Annotated in this window: 16 protein-coding genes; 4 read left to right on the forward strand and 12 right to left on the reverse strand. The window is 68.5% G+C overall.

Translation table 11 applies throughout. The annotated features are described in order from the left end of the window. Nucleotides 1-51 precede the first annotated feature (51 nt). The 5 genes from Rhe02_RS34860 to Rhe02_RS34880 are packed head-to-tail and all read right to left on the reverse strand — an operon-like array spanning nt 52 to nt 4,202. Nucleotides 52-1,230, reverse strand: coding sequence for a MarP family serine protease (locus Rhe02_RS34860; protein ID WP_203912718.1), 1,179 nt, complete (start codon nt 1,228-1,230; stop codon nt 52-54). Between the two features lie 4 nt (nt 1,231-1,234). Next, the gene (locus tag Rhe02_RS34865; RefSeq protein ID WP_203912719.1) at nt 1,235-1,885 is read right to left on the reverse strand and encodes an NUDIX hydrolase; all 651 of its coding nucleotides are present in this window, start codon (nt 1,883-1,885) and stop codon (nt 1,235-1,237) included. Beyond that, on the reverse strand, nt 1,882-2,406 hold the full coding sequence (locus Rhe02_RS34870; protein ID WP_203912720.1) for a TlpA family protein disulfide reductase: 525 nt from the start codon (nt 2,404-2,406) through the stop codon (nt 1,882-1,884). The genes Rhe02_RS34865 and Rhe02_RS34870 overlap by 4 nt, the downstream gene beginning before the upstream one ends. Continuing rightward, nucleotides 2,403-3,119 carry an endonuclease III gene (nth, locus tag Rhe02_RS34875; RefSeq protein ID WP_203912721.1) on the reverse strand — a complete coding sequence of 239 codons (717 nt, stop codon included), beginning with the start codon at nt 3,117-3,119 and terminating at the stop codon, nt 2,403-2,405. The genes Rhe02_RS34870 and nth overlap by 4 nt, the downstream gene beginning before the upstream one ends. 3 nt (nt 3,120-3,122) lie before the next feature. Beyond that, nucleotides 3,123-4,202 carry a CapA family protein gene (locus tag Rhe02_RS34880; protein ID WP_203912722.1) on the reverse strand — a complete coding sequence of 360 codons (1,080 nt, stop codon included), beginning with the start codon at nt 4,200-4,202 and terminating at the stop codon, nt 3,123-3,125. Nucleotides 4,203-4,405: 203 nt separating this feature from the next. Here Rhe02_RS34880 and Rhe02_RS34885 point away from each other — a divergent pair, with 203 nt between their 5' ends. Continuing rightward, nucleotides 4,406-5,083 (forward strand): Crp/Fnr family transcriptional regulator, encoded by a 678-nt coding sequence (locus Rhe02_RS34885; protein ID WP_203912723.1) that lies wholly within the window; start codon nt 4,406-4,408, stop codon nt 5,081-5,083. Nucleotides 5,084-5,259: 176 nt separating this feature from the next. Continuing rightward, entirely contained in the window at nt 5,260-6,318 is a 1,059-nt protein-coding gene (locus tag Rhe02_RS34890; protein ID WP_203912724.1) for a chaplin family protein, read from the forward strand. Nucleotides 6,319-6,378: 60 nt separating this feature from the next. On the opposite strand, the gene Rhe02_RS34895 is transcribed toward Rhe02_RS34890, so the two are convergent. The 7 genes from Rhe02_RS34895 to sp36 all read right to left on the reverse strand — a co-directional run bounded on the left by Rhe02_RS34895 (nt 6,379) and on the right by sp36 (nt 15,811). Beyond that, the gene (locus tag Rhe02_RS34895) at nt 6,379-8,400 is read right to left on the reverse strand and encodes an acetyl/propionyl/methylcrotonyl-CoA carboxylase subunit alpha (RefSeq protein WP_203912725.1); all 2,022 of its coding nucleotides are present in this window, start codon (nt 8,398-8,400) and stop codon (nt 6,379-6,381) included. Next, nucleotides 8,397-9,767: a carboxyl transferase domain-containing protein gene (locus tag Rhe02_RS34900; protein ID WP_203912726.1), complete on the reverse strand. Its 1,371-nt coding sequence runs from the start codon at nt 9,765-9,767 to the stop codon at nt 8,397-8,399. Before Rhe02_RS34900 ends, Rhe02_RS34895 begins: the two co-directional genes overlap by 4 nt. Before the next feature lie 93 nt (nt 9,768-9,860). Next, complete coding sequence (locus Rhe02_RS34905) at nt 9,861-10,910, reverse strand: serine/threonine-protein kinase (RefSeq protein WP_373320752.1); 1,050 nt, start codon at nt 10,908-10,910, stop codon at nt 9,861-9,863. Continuing rightward, entirely contained in the window at nt 10,907-14,458 is a 3,552-nt protein-coding gene (locus tag Rhe02_RS34910; RefSeq protein WP_203912727.1) for an adenylate/guanylate cyclase domain-containing protein, read from the reverse strand. The genes Rhe02_RS34905 and Rhe02_RS34910 overlap by 4 nt, the downstream gene beginning before the upstream one ends. A 46-nt stretch (nt 14,459-14,504) precedes the next feature. Then, a complete protein-coding gene (locus tag Rhe02_RS34915; protein ID WP_203912728.1) occupies nt 14,505-15,164 on the reverse strand; it encodes an MBL fold metallo-hydrolase in 660 nt (219 codons plus the stop codon). A gap of 22 nt (nt 15,165-15,186) precedes the next feature. Beyond that, entirely contained in the window at nt 15,187-15,651 is a 465-nt protein-coding gene (locus Rhe02_RS34920) for a RidA family protein (RefSeq protein WP_203912729.1), read from the reverse strand. Nucleotide 15,652: 1 nt separating this feature from the next. After that, a complete protein-coding gene (gene sp36, locus Rhe02_RS34925) occupies nt 15,653-15,811 on the reverse strand; it encodes a Sp36 family protein (protein WP_203912730.1) in 159 nt (52 codons plus the stop codon). 148 nt (nt 15,812-15,959) lie between these two features. Between sp36 and Rhe02_RS34930 the strand changes: the two genes are divergently transcribed. Together Rhe02_RS34930 and Rhe02_RS34935 are read left to right on the forward strand one after the other, a co-directional pair. Then, nucleotides 15,960-17,123 (forward strand): Rv0361 family membrane protein, encoded by a 1,164-nt coding sequence (locus Rhe02_RS34930; RefSeq protein ID WP_203912731.1) that lies wholly within the window; start codon nt 15,960-15,962, stop codon nt 17,121-17,123. 9 nt (nt 17,124-17,132) lie between these two features. Then, nucleotides 17,133-18,062, forward strand: coding sequence for an ArsA-related P-loop ATPase (locus Rhe02_RS34935; protein WP_203912732.1), 930 nt, complete (start codon nt 17,133-17,135; stop codon nt 18,060-18,062). Nucleotides 18,063-18,070 lie beyond the last annotated feature (8 nt).

Raw genomic sequence — 18,070 nt, forward strand, 5'->3', positions numbered from 1 at the left:
CGCCAATATCGCAGCGCCGCGCGTTGCTTTAGCGCGCGCCAGAATTACAGCTCAAGCGCATGATCCTGTGGTGCGGGCTTCGGTGGCGGATTTTCCGGCGGTGGCGATGCCGGAGGCCTGGTCGGCGGTTACTGCGTATCCCACGTTCGGGTTGTCGGCGGCCGCTGCGAAGATCACGCCGAGCACCGTGCCGTCTGGGGAGATCAGCGGCCCGCCCGAGTTTCCACTTCGGACCAGCCCTTTGATGGTGTACACCTCGCGGGTGACCGTTCCGCTCTCGTAGATGTCGGGGCCGGTGATGTTTCCTACGTCCGCGACCCGCGCCTGCTGGGCGTTGTAGGGGCCGTCGAGCGGGAAGCCCAGCACAACGGCGTCGGCTCCGGTGGATGCCTCGGTGGCGGCGAACGGCATGACTGGCGCGTTGAGGCCGGGCACGTGCAGCACGGCGAGGTCGAGATCTGGGTCGTAGGCGACCACCTTCGCGCTGAGGCGCTGGTTCTTGACCACCACCTGAACGGTCTTGGTGCCCGCGACGACGTGAGCATTGGTCATCACGTGCTCCGCCGCGTAGACGAATCCGGAGCCTTCTATCCGGCGGCTGCAGCTCGGGGCCGTGCCCAGCACTTTCACCACCGATGCCTCGGACTTCACCACGACCGGAAGTTTGGCCAGCGCACTGTCGGGCTCGGGGACGTCGCGCACCTGGGTCGGCACCAGGTCGCCGAACACCTCGGGGAAGCCGTTGGTGTCCACCGTGTCGCGCAGCGCCTCGGTCAGGCGGTCGGCCTGGTCGGGCATGACATCGTCGATGGCTTTGATCACGACGCTGTTCCGGATGCCGCTGGACAGCCAGGGCTCGGACGCCTTTCCTAGCGGCACCGCCACCAGCCACGCCACCGTCGCGACCGCGATGATCGAGACGATTGCCCCGCCGATGTCGTCGAGGACCTGGCCGTTGCGACCGGTGATCCCCCGGCGCACCTTGCTGCCGAGCCAGCCCGCCAGCGCCTGGCCCATCACGGCCAGACCGAAGACGGTGATCAACGACACGATCAGCTTGAGCCCATCGCTGTCGACGAGGGTGGCCAGCAGCGGACCGAGCTGCAGGCCGATCAGGGCGCCGCCGAAGAAGCCGGCAAAGGAAAGCACGCCGACCACGAACCCCTGCCGGTACCCACTGACAGCAAAGAGGATCAAGAGCAGCACGAGAACAACGTCGACCACCGACATCGGCTCAGCCTACGGAAGGAGTCTGAAACTGGGAACTCGGCAACATCTCCACCCGGCTGGTATCCCAGGGCTTGGCCCAGCCACCCAGCTCGAGCAGGGCGGATATCACTCCGGCGGTAAATCCCCAGACCAGCATTCCGTGTACCTGAAAGGCCGGCCCGGTGAACCCGCTGGGATGCCTGACGCGCAGCCTGTTGTCGGGGTCGGCCAGATCCTGGATCGGCAGCCGGGCCACATGAGCCACTTCCGCCGGCGCGGTGGCGACTACCGGATGTGGCGAGTGCCACCACGCCAGCACCGGGGTTACGAGAAAGTCGCTGACCGGGATCCACAGCTGCGGCAGCGAAGCGAGCACGGTCACGCTCTGCGGATCGAGGCCGACCTCCTCCTGTGCCTCCCGCAGGGCGGTGGCCGAGATGTCGGCATCGTCGGGTTCGGCTGCGCCACCGGGAAAGGCCACCTGCCCGGCGTGGGTGCGCATGGTCGCGGAACGCTGCAGCACCAACATGTCCGGGCCGGTCTTGGGGTCTTCGCCGAAGAGGACCAGAACCCCGGCCGGGCGCCCCTCTTGTGGGGTCTCCAGCCCGGTGAAGGCGGCACGGTCGTTGACCCGCGTGTTGTTGAGCAGCGGTTCCAGCCAGGCGGGTGTCGTCATCCGACGCCCAGCCTTTCCCGAACCAGCTTGTTGAGCGTTTCGTCTTTCAGCGCAGACCCCACGTAGGTGGTGACCTTTCCGTTGCTATCGACGAAGACGGTCAATGGAAGATTTATCGTGCCCAGCTGACGCCGGAACTCACCGTAGACGTCAAGCAGCGTCGGCATGGTCACGCCCAGATCGGTCGCCAGCGAGATGGCGGCGCTGCGGTTGGTGTCGGTGGCTACGCCGATCACCTTCACCTGACCGCGATCAGCCAGCCGCTGGAACGCGGGAAGCTCCTCGCCGCACTCGAGGCACCAGGGCGCCCAGAAATTGATCACAGCTGGCCCGGACAACCTTCCAACCTGGACATTCTGACCACCGGTGAAGCAGGGCAGAGCCAGCTCGGGCAGCTCGGCCTTGCCCTCGAATATCGAAGCGCAGTCGCGGAACGGGGGTGGGGTGGGCATGGGCGTAGGCGGTGCCGTGGAGGTGCACCCGGCCACCAGCAGGACCAGGGCGAGGACAGCCCGCCTCACTCGGTCATCTCGGCGATCTCGGCGACCCGCGGGCCCTTGAGCAACTTGATCGCGGCGGCACGGTCAGTCGGGCCGATGCCGTAGGAGGGGCATTGCCGAGCCAGTGGGCAGGCGCCGCAAGCGGCCTTCTTGGCGTGGCAGACACGGCGGCCGTGGAAGATCACCCGGTGCGAGAGCATGGTCCAGTCGGCCTTGGGGACCAGCGCGCCGATCGCATGCTCGATCTTGACCGGATCGGTCTGATCTGTCCACTCCCAGCGCTGCACCAGCCGGCTGAAGTGGGTGTCGACGGTGATGCCGGGCACGCCGAACGCGTTGCCCAGGATGACGTTGGCCGTCTTGCGGCCGATGCCGGGCAGGGTGACCAGCTCGTCGAGGGTGCGGGGCACGTCACCGCCGCGCTCCACCAGCGCAGCGCCGAGGCTGATCAGCGACTCGGTCTTGTTGCGGAAGAAGCCCGTGGGCTTGATCATCTCTTCCATCTCGGCGCGGTCGGCCGCGGCATAGTCGGCGGCGCTCGGGTACCGAGCGAAAAGCTTGGGCGTGACCTCGTTGACCTTCGCGTCTGTGCACTGGGCGGACAGGATGGTCGCCACGGCCAGCTGCAGCGGCGTCTCATGGTTCAGCTCGCAGTGCGCGTCGGGATGGATGACGGCCAGCTCCCTGGCCATCTTCCGGACGCGTCGCTTCAGCGCGAGATCAGTTTCGGGCACGCTCTACAGCGTACTTATCGCCCCTGACACATCGAAACGAGCGCCGCTCGAGGGAAAGTCCTGTTGTGAGAGCTTGCGGACCAGGTCGAGGCCGCGGTTCTGCGGGTCGGGCTGGGGCACGCCGGGGCTGCTGGTGAAGTAGGTCGACGCGAAGTGTCCGCTGACCAAGGCACCCTGCGCGTCGAGGGTGGCTTTGAGCACGCCACCCCAGCCCAGGTTGCCCTCACCCTTCAGGCCACGGCCGCCCGCGAAATTGCCGAGGCTGTAGGCGATCAGCCGGCCCTTGTATACCTCCATCGCCCGCAGCGTGTGCGGGCCGTGCCCGATGATGAGGTCGGCTCCGGCATCGATGACCGTGTGCGAGAACCTGATCGGATCGCCTCGGTTCTCCCCGAGGAAGTACTCGGTGCCCGGCTTCACATGGGTCTTGTCGGCGCCCTCGGTTCCCCAATGGACCTGGATCACGACCACGTCGGCCAGCCCGGCCGCCTTCTCCACCACGGCTTTAGCGGCGTTGAGGTCGGTCAGGCTGTTGTCACGGGGATACGAGGAGAACCCGAGCACGGCCACGCGGACCCCGGAGACGTCGACCAGCGTGATCTGTCCACGCGCACCCGTGTGCTTGAGGCCCTGGGATTCCAGAGCTTTTTGAGTGTTCGTGTAGCCCTTCGGCCCGAAGTCGTACCCGTGATTGTTGGCCTGGTTGAGAAGGTGAAAACCGGCGTCCTTGAGGTGCTTGGCGTAGGAAGGCGGCACCCGGAACTGGTTGCACGTGGTTTGTTCGGGTCGGCATTTCACATAGCCGGTGTCGTCGGTGAGCGGCTCCTCCATGTTGCCCATCACCAGATCGGCCAGAAAGAGGTGCTTCACCTTGGCAAAGAAATCGCGCCCGTCGTTGGCGGGCATGGCGCGGCCCGCGACGCCCATGATGATGTCGCCGACCGCGGACAGCGTGATCGTCTTCACAGGAGGCGGCGGGACTGGCACGGGCGCGGGTGGTGGCGTGGCTGGCTTTCGCTGCGCCGACAGGTGGCCCTGCCGCCCGGATTCCGCCAGGGTCCCCAGAGCGAATATGCTGATCATGTACACGGAAAGTGCTGCCGCCGTATAGATAGCAAGGACTTTCCGGGTTAGCGGGGGAGGCCAAATACTCATTAGGCGGCGAGACTACCGGGCTGATCGCGATTCTGGGGGTTGGCGTCCGGTTGCCGCCCAGCTGTGCCTAGACTGACCTCGCGGGGCTTATGTATATACACCAAGCGCCTGCACTAGTGGAGGTAGTAGCGATGGACGAGGTGCTTGCGCGCAGCGGAATCTTCCAGGGCGTCGACCCAGATGCCTCCGAGGCGCTTGCCCGTGAGATGGAAACGATCGAGATCCGCAAGGGCGAGGTCGTCTTCAACGAGGGCGAGCCCGGCGACAGCCTCTACATCGTATTGTCCGGAAAGATCAAGCTCGGCAGGCGCGCCGCTGACGGCCGGCAGAACCTCGTCTCGGTGATGGGTCCCTCCGACATGCTCGGCGAGCTTTCGCTTTTCGATCCTGGCCCGCGCACAGCGACCGCGACCGCGGTCACCGATGTGCGCCTGGCCCGGCTGCGCAAGCAGGCCCTGCGCCCCTGGCTGAACAACCGGCCCGAGATCGCCGAGCAGCTGCTGCGGGTGCTCGCCCGTCGCCTGCGCCGCACCAACGACGCCCTCGCGGACCTGATCTTCACCGACGTCCCCGGCCGGGTCGCGAAGAATCTGCTGCAGATGGCGGGCCGTTTCGGGACGCGGGACGGTGGCGTGCTTCGAGTAACACACGATCTGACCCAAGAGGAGCTGGCTCAGCTGGTGGGCGCCTCCCGGGAGACGGTGAACAAGGCTCTGGCCGACTTCGCCTCGCGCGGCTGGCTGCGCCTTGACGGGAAGAGCGTCATTATCCTCGATCCCGAAAGACTTGCTCGCCGCGCAAGGGTATAAATCGGGCATATCACCCGGATCACTGTCGCCTAGCTGACTTGCGCATGTCAGCGCTTTGCCGGACATCGTTGGACGATTTGTACGTGTCCACAGTGACCGGTCGCGGCCCCTCACCCGCACCAGGTGCGATCGGTCGGTCGGAACAAGTCCGACGATCGAAAGAGGTCCCTTCCGCTATGAACACGTGGGTTCGACGCTCACTCAAAGCCGGCGCGCTGACCGCGGGCGCAGTCATGGCTACCGGCACAGCCGCGTACGCCGACACCACCTTGATCAGCGCTGACAACACCGGGATCCTCAACGGCACCCAGGTTTTCGCGCCGATCCAAGCACCGATCAACCTGTGCGGCGTGTCCGCGGCCGTCCTGGGAACCGCGTCGGCCCGCTGCGAAGGCGGCAGCGCGGCCGACCTCCAAGGCCTGTACGACATCAAAATGATCAGCGCTGGGAACACCGGGATCCTCAACGGCACCCAGGTTTTCGCGCCGATCCAGGCACCCATCAACCTGTGCGGTGTGGCCGCCTCCGTGCTCGGCTCGGCCGACGCCGGATGTCAGGGCGGCAGCTCGGCCACGCTGGGCAGCGCGCACCACCAGAAGGGCAAGAACTGTAAGAACGGCTGCAAGGACGGGCACCACTACACCGAGTCCGGCAAGGCCGACATTCTTGGCGGTCTGCCCGTGGTGGGCGGGCTGACCCAGAACCTGCCGCTGGTCGACAGCCTCCCCCTGGTGGGCGGCCTGACCAAGGGTGGCCTCGGCAACGTCGGTGGCCTCGGTGGCGGCTTGCCGCTGGTTGGCCCGCTGCTCAGCGGAATTCTGGGTGGAGTCGGCGGCGGCTCGGCGAATACCGTCAACATCAACGATCTCGACTCGGTCGGCACCATGCCGCGCCTCGAGAGCGAAGGCGGGCCCAGCACGGGTGGCCACGGTGGTGGGACGCCGGGCTGCGGCACGACGTGCCCGCCGGCCGTTCCACCGGCGCCACCGGCTCCGCCCGCACCACCGGTGGACGAAGACAAGTGCCCGCCCGAGCACGGCCACAAGCCCAAGCACGGCAAGCCCGGCAAGCACGGCGAGGACGTGAAGATGGTCAGCGCGGGCAACGTCGGCATCGGGAACGGCACTCAGATCTACGCGCCGATTCAGATTCCGATCGACGTCAGCGGCCTGGCCGTGGGCATCCTGGGCCAGGCGAGCGCATGGAGCCTCGGCGGTTCCTCGGCAATCGGTTAACAGCTGCAAGGTTAGAAGAGCCCCGCCTCGGTCGAGGCGGGGCTCTTCTGCACCCAATATTTAAGCGGGGGCGAGGATTGCCAGCAGAGCTCCGGTGTCGACCAGCGCGCCTGGGCGCACCTTGACCTCCGAGACGACCCCGTCGGCCGGGGCGTGCACGGGGTGTTCGAGCTTCATCGCCTCCAGCGTGAGCAGCAGCTCGCCCGCGCCGACCCGTTGCCCCGGCGCGACCAGGACCCGGCCGACCGCGCCGGGAAGGGGCGCGGTCAGCGATCCCTCTTCCAGCTCGGCTTCCGGGGAAGGGAAGCGCGGAAGCTCACGAAGGGTCACCGAGCCCTCCACACTGTCCAGATAGGACACATTTCCCACTCGGTGCACCTCGACCGTGAGACGGACTCCGGCCACGTCGAGGACCACCTCGCTCGGAGTCGCCGAAACCACGGCCACGGGCGGGTGGTCGTCGACCACGCCGACGTGCCCGAGCCCGGCCAGATCGAGCTCTTCCGGGTCGACCGAGCGCACCCACCACTGGGCGAGCGCACCCGAATCATGCAACCTGTACCCGACTTCGACCGGCCCGGCCGGCCCGTCGTAAACGATGGTCTGCGGCATCGAAGGCAGGTTGCGCCAACCGCAAGGGATTCCGGGCTGGACTCGGGCACCCGACCAGCGCCCGGCCGCTGCGGCCAGGGCCGCGGCCAGGCAGCTCAGGCGCATCGCTTCCACCGACGAGAGCAGCGGCGCGAAGACCTCCGGCTGCCGGTCGAGCAAGCCCGCGTCGATCTGACCACTGAGGAAAGCGGGATGGCGCAGCACGCGTACCAGAAGATCGCGGTTGGTGATCAGCCCGTGCACCTTCGTGCGCGCGAGCGCGCTGGCGAGCATGCGGGCCGCCTCATATCGGGTGGGCGCCCAGGCCACCACCTTCGCCAGCATCGAGTCGTAGTGCACTCCGACCACCGAACCGGTTTCCACCCCGGAATCCAGCCGGATGCCGGGCTGCATCAGGGGCCGGAACCGCCCGGTCACCTCGGGGACGTCGAAGCGGTGCAGCTGTCCGGTGGCGGGCAGCCAGTTGCTGGTCGGATCCTCCGCGCAGAGCCGCACTTCGATGGCGTGGCCACGCATCGGCGGCGCGGACGGCAGCGGAAGACGCCCGCCCTCGGCGAGGAAAAGCTGCATCCGCACCAGGTCGAAGCCGGTCACGCACTCGGTCACCGCATGCTCGACCTGCAGGCGGGTGTTCATTTCCAGAAAGAAGAACTCGCCTTCCGGGCTGAGCAGGAACTCGACCGTGCCGATGCCGGCGTAGCCGACCGCCTCGGCCACGGCGACGGCCGCGGAGCAAAGGTTCTCGCGTAGTTCCGGGGAGACCGCCGGCGAAGGCGTCTCCTCCAGGATCTTCTGGTGCCGCCGCTGGATCGAGCATTCTCGCTCGCCGAAGGTGACGATGTTGCCGTGCTGGTCGGCCACGATCTGCACCTCGATGTGCCGGGCCTGCTCGACATAGCGCTCACAGAAGACCGTGTTGTCGCCGAAGGCGGCGAAGGCTTCCCGGCGCGCCGAGGAGACCGCCTCGGCCAGCGATTCGGCGTCGCGTACCACCCGCATGCCCCGGCCGCCGCCGCCCACGGCCGCTTTCACAAGCACCGGGAATTCGTCCACTTCGGACGGATCGGTCCAGGCCCGCAGCACCGGCACATCGGCCTCGGCGAGCAGAGCCTTCGCATCGATCTTCGAGGCCATCACCGCGATCACCTTCGGCGACGGCCCGATCCAGGTCAGCCCGGCGTCGGCGACGGCCGCCGCGAAGTCGGCGTTCTCGGCCAGAAATCCATAGCCGGGATGGATCGCGTCCGCACCGGTCCGCCTCGCCGCGGCGATGATCAGATCGCCGCGCAGATAGGTGGCACTGGGCGCGTAGCCGGGCAGCTGCACCGCATAGTCCGCCTCGGCGACAAACGGTGCGTCGGTGTCGGCCGTCGAATGCACCGCCACGGTTTCGATGCCGACCAAACGGCAGGTGGAAAAGATACGGCGGGCGATCTCGCCCCGGCTCGCCACCAGCAGCCGACGGATCATGAGCGCTCTCCCATGGCGGACAGGCAAATCCCGAGCACGGTCCTGGTATCCCTCGGATCGATCATCCCGTCATGGACCTGCCCATGAGGGATTGGCCAGGTGAAGCGCAGGCCTTTGCTGGCAAGTGCCCAGGCCGGCGGCTTCTCGTCTAACAGAATGCTTATCTGGTACCGGGAAGAAAGCACCCGGGAAAGCAATGGCTCATCCCCGTCGCCCGAGGAGGCGAGCACCACCACCGGCAGACCGGCCATCTCGGCCAGCCTGGTCAGCTCGATGCCCTTGTGCAGCGACTCGGGGTCCACATCGGGCGCAGAGTTGCCCAGCACCGCCACCCGGTGCCCGTGAACGGCTCCGAATCCCGCGATGATCGCGCCGCCCCGATGCGGCCTGAGCTCCTCGAACTCACTTCCGTCAAGCACCCGGGCGAGCACTTCGGTCAGGTCGGCCCGATGCACCGCGAGCAGATCGTCCGCCTCGTGCCGCGGCGGCAAGCCCAGCTGAACGCCACGCTCCCCCAACGCGCCGGGGCCCTGCCCGCCCAGCACAAAGCCGCCCAGCGCGAAACCTCCCGGCGCGAGCCCGTCGCGGCCGCGGCCACCTCGCCCCACGCCGCCTGACACAGATCCGCCGGGCATCAATCCGCCCGAGGTCAACCCGGCTGACGCGTAGCCACCGGGTGGCTGGCCACCCCGCGGCAGGCCGCGCGCGTGTCCGGCGACCTCTCCGGCCGGGTGCGGAATCCGGGATTGGCACAGCCGGCGGACCGCCTGGCGCACCAGGCGGACGGCATTGCGCTCGTCCTCGGCGACCGAGTCGGCGTGGCTGGGCAGGCCGTGGCCCCGGATGATCACCGAGTGGTCGGCGAGGTGCTGGGGCGCGTCGGCGGTACCGAAGATGGCGCTGATGATCGGCGAGCAGCCGTGGGCGACGATCTCGTTGGCCTCGGCCACCGACTCCCACAGCAGCACGATCGGGAGCCTGTACTGCCGAGCGAGCTCAACGGCACGCTCGGCCTTGAACCGGCCCGCGTCGGTCAGGCCGACCTCGCGCACAGTCGGATCGTTGCCGACGATCATGCATTCGTTTTGTTCGATCACACCGATCGCGGTGACCAGGCCCGCGCCGTGCGGGACGCCCGCGGTGGCGGCCAGCTCAAGCAGGGCGGTGTCCCGATCGACCAGCAGTTCGATGCGCTCGCGCGGCAGCAGCTTGCCCCGGGCGTGATGCCGGGTGACCTCGCGTTCCCCGCCGCCTTCGCGCGCCTGAGCGTGCGCAGCCTCCAGCATCGCGAGCGCCGCCAGCGCCGTGCTGCGGTTGTCCAAAAAGGACGCCGCACGGGGGTCAAGCGCAGTGTCGAGAATGGTCATGATCTTTACGCCCCCAGCCCGTTGACACCAGACCAACGAGTGGTTCACGAAACGCGACACGCGCCACACCCCAACGGGCACGTTGATCAAGGACTAGGGGTGGCGGCTCGCTCCCCACCAAGACCTGAACCGCATGAATAACCGGGCGAGTCGCGACGGCGGGCGTGTCGGAACGGTCTGTGGACCGTCCAAAGCGGAGGACGGCAGGTGATGCGGATGGGTCGGCCTGCGCTGGGGCCTGCCGCCGGGACGTGCTTCGTTGAGCACCTGAGGACGAACCATCTCATGATCCGGTGACCGGGGCCGCATAAGTGGGCGTGCCGAATCAAGGTCGCAGGTGGCGAGAAGTTCTTCGAGCGCGCGAGCGGTCGGCCGCTTGCCGGGATCGTTGGCCATGCCCAGGCGCAACACGGCCACGAGCGCTTCTGGGCACCCGCTGATGGCCGGAATCGGCTCGGCGAACAGCTCGATGAGCGCCAGGATCCCCGGCGGCTGGTGCTGTTGCCAGCGCGGCGGGGAGCCCGACAGCAGCGCATACAGCGTGGCGCAAAGGGCGTAGACGTCGCCGGGCGGCGCGGGCTCAGCGCGCCGGAACGCCTCGGGCGGCGCGTAGGCCGGGGTCATCACCTCGAGGGTGATGTGCGGGTCACGCTGCTCGGCCAGGATGGCCAGCCCGAAGTCGGCCAGGGCGGGCTCGCCGAAAAGGCTGACCAGGATGTTGGCCGGTTTGACGTCGCGGTGCACGATGCCGCGCTCATGCGCGTCGGCGAGGGCATCGGCGATCTTCATGCCGATATCCCTCACCACCGGCGGCCGCAGCGGCATGAGGTCCTGATAGGACCCCGCACACAGCTCCATGATCAGATAGGGGTGATTGTCCGCGGTCACCCCCGCGTCAAAGAGATCGACCACATGGGGGTGCGAGGACATCCGGCCCGTGGCCCGCGCCTCGCGCACGAATCGGGCCTTGTCCCGCTCACTTTCCAGGGTGAAATTCTCCACCTTGACCGCGACCTCACGGCCCACCGACTCCTGTCGCGCCCGGAAAATGGTCGCGTAGCCGCCGACAGCCAGCATCGAAAGATCGGTCAACCCAGGAATTTCGGGCACCGGTGAGGGACGGTTGGAGCGGGTTGGACTCACGCGCTAGACGGTAGCAGCGCTTGCCTCTCGCTGACTTGCTGAGTCGAGTGAGCCAAGGTCGATGCGAGCGCCCTCGCCTCATCGGCTTCCTCGACTCGATCAACTGCGGCCAGCGCCTTGGCGAGAGCCAGCGCCGAGCGCACCCGGCTTCGGATGTCCACAGCCGGGATGGTCTGCGCCAGCTCAGCCGCAGCCAGTGCCTCCTCGTGCCGGCCCAGCGCCAGCAACGCCTGGGAGTAGACCGCCACCGCCTGCCGTCGCGAATAGAGCATCGATGGCGCATAGGGATCGGCGGCGACCGGGGCAAGCATCCGCACCGCCATCGACGGATCGCCCGCTGCCAGCCGCGCCGCGCCCAATAGCGCTCTAGGGCCGATGCGGGCCGGATCGAGGACCCCGTAGGGAGAGACCATGGTCAGCACCGATCGGGCATCCAGCTCGGCGGCCTCAAAGTCGCCGCGGTCGAGCGCCACGAACCCGCGTACCGTTCCGGCCATCCCGACCAGCAGCGGGTGGGCCACCTTCTCGCCTTCGGTCAGCGCCTCGGTGAGCAGATCCTCCGCGTGGCCGTACTCGGCGAGCCCGCGCGCGACCGCGCCCCGGGCCACGAGCGCGAAACCGCGCCCCCACACGTCCTTGGCCGCGTCGAAATCACGGTAGGCGCGGCGGGCCTCCCGGTCTGCCTCGGCCAGCTCGCCAAGCTCGGCGGCGGCGAAGGCGGCCACGGCGCGCAGCGTCCCCACGGCCCAGGCCTCGCCCACCCGCTCACCGAAGGGGAGGAAGACCCGCGCCAGGCGCTGGGCCTCGACCAGGCGGCCGGCTAGCAGGCGGGCGTAGGCGGTCGTTCCGCGCAGCCAGGCGCGACCGATCGGATCGCGCGTCTGGGCGAACAGGCGCGCCGCATGCCCGAGCGCGGCATCGGCGCCCGCGAAGTCGCCGCGGGTGGTGGTGACCCAGGCGAGATCCTGCAGCGACCAGGCCTGCGACCGGCGATCACCCGCCGCCACCGCGATCTGGTACGCCCCGGCGAAACGGCTCGACGCATCGGCCAGCCGGCCCTTGACGAAGTCGGCCATTCCCAAGCGCCGCAACGCTTCCGCGCGCTCGCCCGGAAGTTTGTCCTCGGTCGCCACGGCCAGCGCCTCGGCCCACAGCCGATATGCGGCCTCGCCATCGCCCGCAGCCAGCTGCGCACGCCCGGCCACCAGCAGGGCGCCCGCCCGGGTGCGGGCGTCCTCGGCGGCGTCGATCACCAGCTTCTCCGCGTCGTGTTGCGCCTCGGTGACCCGGCCGATCTGCAGCAGCGCTCGGGAATAGACAAGCCTGTCCCGCAGCGGAAGGCCGCCCGGCGCGAGGCGATGCGCCCGCTCACCGTAGGAGACCGCCTCGGCGGGCTCGCCCGCGGCGGCGGCCCGGCGCGCGGCCCGGCCGAGTGCCTCGATGCCGAGCGGAATGACTTGGCGTGCAGGCACTTCCGGACGCAACCGCACCGCGTCGGCGAGCTTGGCGGCCCGCTCGGCGTGCTCGGCTATGAACAGATCCCAATCGTCGTGATCGGTCGCGGTGGTGGCCGGCCGCTCCCGCTCGGAGGCCCACCGCACCAGAAACGCATGGCGCTCAGCGAGATCGGTCTTGCCTATCCCCGCGTACGCGGCTTCGCGCAGCAACGGGGTCGCGAAATCGAACCCGCCACGGATGCGGCGCAACATGCGTCGCTGCAACAGCTCGTCAATGGCCCGCTCGAGCTCGACGGCGACCACGGCGGCCGGCCTGACCTCGCGGCCGGCCCGCCTCTCCCGCAACGCTTCCAGCGCACCCGTGGGCACGGTGTCGCCGACGACCGCCGCGTCGCGCAACACCGCCCGCGCTTCGGCCGGAAGAGCGTCAATGCGGGCCGCGAGGACCGCCGCCAGGTCTCTGGTCAACAGGGTTGCGCTCATTGATCCGGGTACCAGACGCCACTGCGGCCCGGTCTTGGTAAGCGCACCGCGCTCAATGAGCAAGGTGACCAGCTCGGCCAGATAGAAGGGATTGCCTTGCGCGGTCGTGAGCAGACGGTCTTCGTCGGGTTGGGGAAGGCGGCCGCTCTTGAGGTAGGCGGTCAGCAGCCGGGCGGCGTCGGCGCCGCGAAGCGGCGACAGCGTAAGCGCCTCAGCGTCGGCGACCCGGGTCAGCTGACCCGCCTTGCGTACCAGCTCGGGCCTTCCCAGCAGCAGCACCAGCACCGGGCCGGTCAGCTCCTCCAGCGCGTTGCCAAGCGCGTCAACGGTTTCCGCCGTCGCGTCGTGCAGGTCGTCGACGATCACCACCAGCGGGGACTCGGTCGACAGCCCGTTGAGCAGACCGGCGAGCGCGATCGCCAGCTTGCGGCTGTCCCGGCCGTGGCCGTCGGAGTCGCTGCCGGGCACGCCCTGCCACTGCACCAGCTCGTGCTGAGCGCCGTAGCCGAGCAGGGCGAGGAGGGCCTCCACATCGACCTTGATCGGCTTGCCCGGCTCGCTTCGCTGCGCCAGCCGCTCGGCCAAGCGGCGCAAGCGTTCCTCCACCGCGCTGCGGGTCGCGGCGGTGGCCGAGTCGACCGACAGACCGATCGCCAGCCGCACCAGATCGGCCAGCGGGGCGAGCCGCCGGCGTTCCCCGAAGGCGGCGCAGCGTACCGAGAGGACCCGGGCGCCTGTGCGCGCCGCGAACCGGCCCGCGCTGACCTCATAGCCGTTGGCGAACCGCGCCACCTCGGAGGCGAACCTTGACTTGCCAATGCCGGCCTCGGCCGTGAACACCAGAACCCTTGGCGCGTCCCGGTCGACCACCTCGGCCAGGCGGCCCGCCACCCGGCCCAGCTCGGCTTCCCGGCCCACAAATGGGCCTTCCTCGCCAAGCCCAGCCCGGGTGCCGCGCGCGTCATGCAGCCCCAGGAGCTCGAAAGTCTCGACCGGCTCCCGTTTTCCCTTGAGCCGCAACGGGCGCAGCGTGCGCCAGCTCGCCACCGACCCGGTCGCCGTGACCGTGCGGTTGCCCGCGTAGATCGCCCCGACCGCGGCCGCGTCGGCCAGCCGCGCGGCGGTGTTGACGGTGTCTCCGATGACCGTGTACTCCAGGCCCGCCTGCACTCCCGCGAGCACCGGCCCCGAATTCAGCCCCACCCTCAACCCGAGCGGCGCACCACCGCCCCGCTCATCGTCAAGCACCCGGCGCACAGCCCGCTGCATCGACAGCGCCGCGCGGACCGCTCGCTCCGCGTCGTCCTCATGGGCCACCGGCGCCCCGAAGACAGCCATGATCCCGTCGCCGGTGAGCTTGTCGACGTGCCCGCCGAAGGTCTTCACCGCACCGGCGAGCGCGGACATCACGCGATCGGTGACCGCGCCGACCCGCTCCGGATCCAGCTCCTCCGACCAGGACGTGAAATCGGAAAGGTCTCCAAACAGGACAGTGACCACCCTGCGCTCGCTGGCGGGCAGGGTCGCCGCAGCCGGAAGCGCGGCCCCGCAGTGGTGACAGAACCGCGCGGCCGGAACTGGCACCGTGCCACAAACAGGACATGTCATGGGGTCACCGCGCAGACATCCGCCGGCGCGCCACAGGTCGGCGGCGTCATGTTAGATAGTCCAACTGAGCGCGCACGCTCCACTCCGCCGCCCACTTGAGGGCCGGGTCGACGTCGGCATAGACCATGTCGACCACCTCCTGCGGCGTCTTCGCGCCCTGGGCGAGCGCGGCTTTGACCTGCTCCAAGCGTTCCAGCCGATGACCATGCAACCAGCGCGCGGCCTGCGCGCAGTCCGGCAGCGCCGGGCCATGGCCGGGCAATGCCGGTACACCCTGAAAGGTCATAAGGGTTTCCAGGCTTTTCAGGTAGTCGCCCACATTGCCGTCGGGCCAGGCGACCACGCTGCTGCCCCGGCCCAAGATGGTGTCGCCGGTGAAGACGGCGCTGTCGCTGACAAAGCAAACCGAGTCGGCCGTATGCCCCGGGGTCTTCACCTCCCGAAGGTAGGACGGCACCTCGCCAACCACCGCGCCGGTCATCTTCACGAGACGGTCAACGCCTTCGACGTGGTCGGGATGCCCGTGTGTCACCAAGATTCTTTTAATCTGTCCGGCCCGGGCGATAGCCTCCAGGTGAATCGGGTCGTCGGGGCCGGGATCAATCACCGTGCCGTCCGAAAGTACCCACGTGTTGGTGCCTTCAAGCGTCATGTAGCCGGGATTGTCGGCCCGGATCAACAACACGCCCTCAGGCACCAAACTCATGCGACGAATGCTACTGACCGGGTCAGTCAGCGACGACCTCTGCGATCAGCTCAACCTCAACCGGGGCGCCCAGCGGAAGCTCGCCGACCCCAACCGCGCTGCGCGCGTGCCGCCCCTTCTCCCCCAGCACCTCGCCAAACAGCTCGGAAGCCCCGTTGATGACGGCCGGCTGACCGGTGAAACCCGGTGCCGAAGCCACAAACCCGACGACCTTTACTATCCTGGCCACCTTGCCGAGCCCGACCAGCGACTCAAGCGCGGCGAGACCGTTGAGAGCACACCTGGCCGCGAGTTCTTTTGCCTGTTCGGGCGAGATCTCGGCACCAACCTTGCCGGTAGCCAGCAGCTTTCCGTCCACCATCGGCAGCTGACCGGACACGTAAACATGGTTACCCGAGCGAACCGCAGGCACGTAAGCCGCCAGCGGCGGGCTCACCTTCGGCAGCTCGAGGCCGAGTTCCGCAAGCTTGGCATAAGGGTCAGTCATCTCATGCCTCCTTCTGTCGCTTCATATAGGCCACCAGCTGCTCCGGGTTCGGGCCAGGAACTACCTGCACCAATTCCCAGCCATCGGCACCCCAATTGTCCAAGATCTGCTTGGTGGCGTGGATCAATAGCGGAACAGTGGCGTACTCCCACTTCGTCATAGAGATAACCTAACGAACCGGCTTAGCTGACCGAAGGTCAGCGTGGCCGCCGAGGCACCGCAGGCGCTCACGGAGCGTGGCCGACCGGGCCTTTGCCTGGGTTGGCGGTGAGGGCTAAGCTGAGCGGCCGACGACCAGGGGGACCTTCATGACTCAGCCGCGCAACGAAAACGAGCCCGAACAGCAGTCTTCGCCGCCCGCCTGGCCTACACCCGCCCCTGCCTCGCCTGACGAGCCTGAGGCGACGTCTCCAGTCGACCCCACGCCGGCCTGGTCCAGCCCCGCCGATTCCGAGCCCGCCTGGACAAGTCCGGTTGACCCCACGCCCGCTTGGTCCAGCCCTGCTGACGCCACGCCCGCCTGGACCAGCCCGGTTGACCCCACGCCCGCCTGGTCCAGCCCTAGCCCGGCTGACCCAGTGCCCGCGTGGCCCACTCCGGCCGCCGCGACACCGGCCGACCCCGCGCCTGCCGATCCCGCCCCGGCTTGGCCCACCCCGGCCGACCCCACGCCCGCGTGGCCAACCCCGGCCGCCTCAACGCCGGCCGACCCCACGCCCGCGTGGCCCACTCCGGCGGCCTCGACTCCGGCCGGTCCCGCGCCTGCGGCACCCGGGCAGCCCCCGGCTGGGCAGCAGCCGATCTATCAGCCGCCGGTGGATCCTTTCCACACCACCACCAACACCCCGGCCTCGGCGCAGCTGCCCGGACCCGACTCGGGCTCGCCCTACACCGCGCCCACCTATTACCCGACCGGCCAAGCGCCCGTCCCGGCTCCGCCCGCGCCGCCAACCTCGGCCGCGCCTTATCCCTACGGCGGATATCCGGGCTATCCCGGCGCGCCGGTGGCACCGCCGAAGAAGAAGCACAAAGGCTTGATCATCACGGCCGTGGTGCTGGGGGTCCTGCTGGTGCTGTGCCTGCTCGGCGCCACTGGGGCGTTCTTCCTGCTCAACAACAGCGAGGGCACCGGGGAGACCACGGCCAAGGAGGCGGCGCAGGAGTTCCTCACCGCGATCTACAAGGACGGCGACGCCAAGGCCGCTGAGAAGCTGGTCTGCAAGGAGGCGCGCGACGCCAAGGAGATCGGCAACAAGGTGAAGGAGATCAAGGATCAGAGCGCGAAACTGAAGGGCCCGAGCTACAGCTGGGAGTCCATCAAGATCGCCAACGAGACCGCGACCCAGGCCGACACCACGGTCGTGGTCCGGCTCTCCACCACCGATGAGAAGGTCTCGGAGCAGACCCTCAAACTTGTGCTCGTCAAGCGCGATGGCTGGTTTGTCTGCGATGTCAAGGAGCAGCGCAAGTAGCATCGCCGTGTGAGCTGGCCTGCGCGACTGCATGTGGTAACCGGAAAGGGCGGCGTCGGGAAAACCACCGTCGCTGCCTCCCTAGCGCTGGCCCTCGCCAGAACGGGCCAGCGGGTCCTGCTCATCGAGGTCGAAGGACGTCAAGGCCTGGCGCAGGTCTTCGAGCTTGAGCCGCTGCCCTACGCGGAGCGCAGGCTGGGCGGGGTCGACGTCGATCTGCGCCTGCTGGCGGTCGACGCCGAGGAAGCCCTGCTGGAGTACCTGGAGCTGTTCTACAAGATGGGCCGCGCCGGCCGCGCGCTGCGCAAGCTGGGCGCGGTCGATTTCGCCACCACGGTCGCCCCGGGTCTGCGCGACATCCTGCTCACCGGGAAGGTGAAAGAGGCCACTACGCGCACCGACGACGCCGGAAGGCGGATGTATGGCGCGGTCGTGCTCGACGCGCCGCCGACCGGCCGGATCGGGCGCTTCCTCAACGTCACCGCGGAGGCGGCGCGGCTGGCCAAGCTCGGGCCCATCAAAACCCAGAGCGAGGGGGTGGCCGCCCTCCTGCGCTCACCCATGACCTCGGTTCACGTCGTGACCTTGCTTGAGGAGATGCCGGTACAAGAAACAGCTGACGCGCTTAAAGAACTCTCCGGTCTCGGCATCCCGGCCGGAAAGATCATCGTCAACTGCGCCCGGCCTCCGCTGCTGGCGGGCATCTCCCGTGTTACCCAAAGCTCGCTGAAGAAAGGGCTGACCGACGCGGGCCTGTCCGCACATCTGGCGGGCGCCCTGCACATCGAGGCGAACGCCCACCTGGCCCGGCTCGGCCTGGAGGAGCAGCTGCGCGGCGAGCTCGCCACCCTGCGCCGTCCCGTGGTCGAGCTCCCCCTGCTCAGTGACGGAGTCGACCTTCCGGGCTTGCACCGGCTCGCGACCGTACTGGCCGGTTAGGCTCGGGT

This window comes from Rhizocola hellebori, assembly GCF_016862955.1.
Classification (GTDB): domain Bacteria; phylum Actinomycetota; class Actinomycetes; order Mycobacteriales; family Micromonosporaceae; genus Rhizocola; species Rhizocola hellebori.

Excerpts from the sequence above, each read along its gene's own strand:
- Rhe02_RS34895 (WP_203912725.1), bottom strand. The coding sequence starts at position 8,400 with ATGATCCGTCGGCTGCTGGTGGCGAGCCGGGGCGAGATCGCCCGCCGT.
- Rhe02_RS34910 (WP_203912727.1), bottom strand. The coding sequence starts at position 14,458 with ATGACATGTCCTGTTTGTGGCACGGTGCCAGTTCCGGCCGCGCGGTTC.
- Rhe02_RS34890 (WP_203912724.1), top strand. The coding sequence starts at position 5,260 with ATGAACACGTGGGTTCGACGCTCACTCAAAGCCGGCGCGCTGACCGCG.
- sp36 (WP_203912730.1), bottom strand. The coding sequence starts at position 15,811 with ATGACGAAGTGGGAGTACGCCACTGTTCCGCTATTGATCCACGCCACC.
- Rhe02_RS34860 (WP_203912718.1), bottom strand. The coding sequence starts at position 1,230 with ATGTCGGTGGTCGACGTTGTTCTCGTGCTGCTCTTGATCCTCTTTGCT.
- Rhe02_RS34885 (WP_203912723.1), top strand. The coding sequence starts at position 4,406 with ATGGACGAGGTGCTTGCGCGCAGCGGAATCTTCCAGGGCGTCGACCCA.
- Rhe02_RS34920 (WP_203912729.1), bottom strand. The coding sequence starts at position 15,651 with ATGACTGACCCTTATGCCAAGCTTGCGGAACTCGGCCTCGAGCTGCCG.
- Rhe02_RS34915 (WP_203912728.1), bottom strand. The coding sequence starts at position 15,164 with ATGAGTTTGGTGCCTGAGGGCGTGTTGTTGATCCGGGCCGACAATCCC.
- Rhe02_RS34865 (WP_203912719.1), bottom strand. The coding sequence starts at position 1,885 with ATGACGACACCCGCCTGGCTGGAACCGCTGCTCAACAACACGCGGGTC.
- Rhe02_RS34900 (WP_203912726.1), bottom strand. The coding sequence starts at position 9,767 with ATGACCATTCTCGACACTGCGCTTGACCCCCGTGCGGCGTCCTTTTTG.
- Rhe02_RS34880 (WP_203912722.1), bottom strand. The coding sequence starts at position 4,202 with ATGATCAGCATATTCGCTCTGGGGACCCTGGCGGAATCCGGGCGGCAG.
- Rhe02_RS34930 (WP_203912731.1), top strand. The coding sequence starts at position 15,960 with ATGACTCAGCCGCGCAACGAAAACGAGCCCGAACAGCAGTCTTCGCCG.